The organism is Rhodococcus sp. BS-15 (genome assembly GCF_000813105.1).
GTDB lineage: Bacteria > Actinomycetota > Actinomycetes > Mycobacteriales > Mycobacteriaceae > Rhodococcoides.
This window is the reverse complement of record NZ_BAOX01000451.1, coordinates 1-2,704: the sequence shown is the minus strand read 5'-3', so window position 1 is coordinate 2,704 and position 2,704 is coordinate 1. Positions and strand designations below refer to the sequence as shown.

Below are 2,704 nucleotides of genomic sequence, written 5' to 3'. Positions count from 1 at the left end.
TCTCCCTCGACTCCCGTGGCCCGCCGAGAACCCGGCCGACACCGGCATCGGCCGGATCCACGGTGGCCCGGTCGGTCTCGTCGTCGGCGGCGGCGAGATCACGGTCGACGAAGTTCTGGTCGCCGCGGGCCGCACTCCGGCGAGTGCGGACCTCGGGTTGTCCTCTCTCGGACTCGAGGAGGGGCGCTACATCGACGTCGACGATCATCTGAACGTTCCCGGCCACGAGTGGCTCTACGCGGTGGGCGACGTCAACGGAAGAGCGCCGCTGACACACATGGGCAAGTACCAGGCCGGGTGGCGGGCGACGTCATCGCCGCCAGGGCCGAGGGAAAGTCGCTGAACAGCAAGCGATTCCGTGCGACCGCGGATCACGGTCAGGTTCCCCAAGTGGTGTTCACTCCACTCGAGGTGGCCTCCGTCGGGCTGACCGAGGCCAAGGCCAGGGCCGCGGGCATCGACGTCGAGATCGTCGCGCAGGACATCGCCGTCGCGGGTTCGTCTCTGCAGCAGGACGATTACTCGGGGCGCGCGCAGCTGGTGATCGACCGCGCCGCCGACACGATAGTGGGCGCGACCTTCGTCGGTCCGGGTGTCGCAGAACTGGTCCACGCGGCCACTGTGGCTGTGGTCGGCAAGGTTTCGCTCGACGACCTGTGGCATGCGGTGCCGTCGTACCCGACGGTCAGCGAGATCTGGCTTCGCCTGCTCGAATCTCGTCGCTGAGCCCGCGAACAGGCACAATTGCCGACATGGAATACGAGCGGGGTTTCGAGAGACTGGTCAACTTCAGCGATGCCGTGGTTGCGATTGCTGCGACGCTGCTCATTCTTCCGTTGGTGGAACTGGCCGAACCGGACGAAAGCGCACAATTCGTCGATATTCTGCGTGACCACGGCGTCGAGCTGTTCGCATTCGTGCTCAGCTTTCTGATCATCTTCTCGCAGTGGCTGAGCCATCATCGCGTGTTCCGCAACCTGGTCGGCTACACCCGGGGTCTGATGTGGGTGAACTTCGTCTGGTTGCTCGCGATCGTGTTCCTGCCGTTCCCCACCAAGTTGATTGCCGAGAAGAGCGGGTACGACGCGAGCGCGGCCCCGCTGTACGTCGCGACCATCGCGGTGTCGGTCATCGCGATGTTCGTTGCCGATGTCATCGTCTCCCGGCATCCGAACATCGTCGCCGACGACGCACCGAGCCACGGCAGCGTGCGCAACGGCGCGATCACCTCGGTTCTCATCCTGGTCGCCCTCGGACTGGCGTTCACGCCGCTGGGCCTGTGGTCGCTGCTGGTTCTGTTGCTGACAGCGCCGATCAACCGCCTCCTCGGCCGTGTGTGACGAGTAGATTGGTCGGGTGACCACCGAGAGCGCGTCGAAGCAGCAACCGCTTCTCGTGTTGGGCAAGATCACCGAGATTCTCGACGCCTTCTCGTTCGACCGTCCGTCGATGACGCTCGGTGAGATCCAACAGACCACCGGCCTGCCCACCTCGACGGTGCAGCGTCTCGTCACCAACCTTGTGCAGCAAGGATTTCTGGACCGGGGCGGCGATCGCATCCGCATCGGGGTGCGGATGGCCTACTGGGCCGCCACGGCGACCAAGGACCTCGACGTGCTGTCGGTCGTCAACCCTGTGCTCAAGGACATGCGCGATCTGACCACCGAGACCGCGTGTTTCTTTCGGCCGGAGCAGAACTACCGCGTGTGCGTCGCCATCGCCGAGACTCGCCACGCATTGCGCCGGGACATGTACGTCGGCAAGGTGATCCCGCTCAGCGCGGGATCGGCCAGCCGCGTTCTGCTGGCCTGGGACGACGAGCTGGCCGAGCGTGTCCTCTCCCGCGAACTCGAATCGATGACCGCGCAGACGGTGACCGAAGCCGAGAAGATGCGAACCCTGTTGGCGCAGACCAGGGCCGACGGCTACGCGATCACCACCGGCGAGCGCGAGACCGGCGCGTCGGGACTGTCCGCACCGGTGTTCGATTCGGCCGCGGACATCGTCGGTGCCGTCACCATCAGCGGACCTACACTGCGGATGCCGCAGTCGCAGTGCGAGGACTGGGTGGATCTGCTGATCTCCCACGCCGAGCGGATCACGAGGACCCTCGGCGGCCGCTACCCCGCGTGAGACCAGGCGTCGGGATTCACCGGATGCGGAGGCATCGAACCGCCGAACATCGCCGCTGCGTTGGTAGCGCACAGCCGCGCCATCTCCGAACGCACCGACACCGTCGCGCTTCCCACATGTGGGAGCAGCACCGTGTTGGGCAGATCCGCCAGGCCGGGCTCGAGAGATGGCTCGCGCTCGTAGACGTCCAATCCCGCTGCGGCAACGGTCCCCTCGCGAAGCGCGGTCACCAGAGCGGCCTCGTCGATCACCGGTCCTCGCGCAGTGTTGATCACGATCGCCGACGGTTTCATCGCCCCGAGTACGGTGGCGTCCACCAGATGGTGGGTGGAGTCCGACAGCGGAACATGCAGGGACAGGAAGTCACTGGTCGTGACGATCTCGTCCCAGGATGCATGCTCGACGCGACCGGCGAACTCGCCGAGCTCGTTCTCGGAGACCTCTCGGTCGCCGGGTGGGCGCGGACAGAACTTGACCGTCATACCGAAGGCCAGTGCCCGACGCGCGGTGGCACGCGCAATGCGGCCGAAGCCGGCCAGCCCCAGCACCCGGCCCGAGACATCGCTGCCGA

3 protein-coding genes and 1 pseudogene are annotated in these 2,704 nt (G+C 66.0%); 3 read left to right on the top strand and 1 reads right to left on the bottom strand.

Annotated features, from left to right (window positions below; all coding sequences use genetic code 11):
- The 3 genes and pseudogenes from RHBS_RS26640 to RHBS_RS26630 form a co-directional block, all read left to right on the top strand.
- Positions 1 to 726, top strand: a pseudogene (locus tag RHBS_RS26640) (FAD-dependent oxidoreductase); the annotation flags it as partial.
- A gap of 26 nt (positions 727 to 752) precedes the next feature.
- Positions 753 to 1,340, top strand: a complete 588-nt coding sequence (locus RHBS_RS26635; protein WP_128646853.1) for a TMEM175 family protein — start codon at positions 753 to 755, stop codon at positions 1,338 to 1,340.
- A gap of 16 nt (positions 1,341 to 1,356) precedes the next feature.
- Complete coding sequence (locus RHBS_RS26630) at positions 1,357 to 2,133, top strand: IclR family transcriptional regulator (protein ID WP_128646852.1); 777 nt, start codon at positions 1,357 to 1,359, stop codon at positions 2,131 to 2,133.
- Here the strand turns inward: RHBS_RS26630 and RHBS_RS26625 are convergent.
- Positions 2,121 to 2,704 (bottom strand): NAD(P)-dependent oxidoreductase (locus RHBS_RS26625; protein ID WP_272913902.1); only part of this gene is annotated, 584 nt, incomplete at its 5' end. The two genes, RHBS_RS26630 and RHBS_RS26625, sit on opposite strands and share 13 nt — an antisense overlap.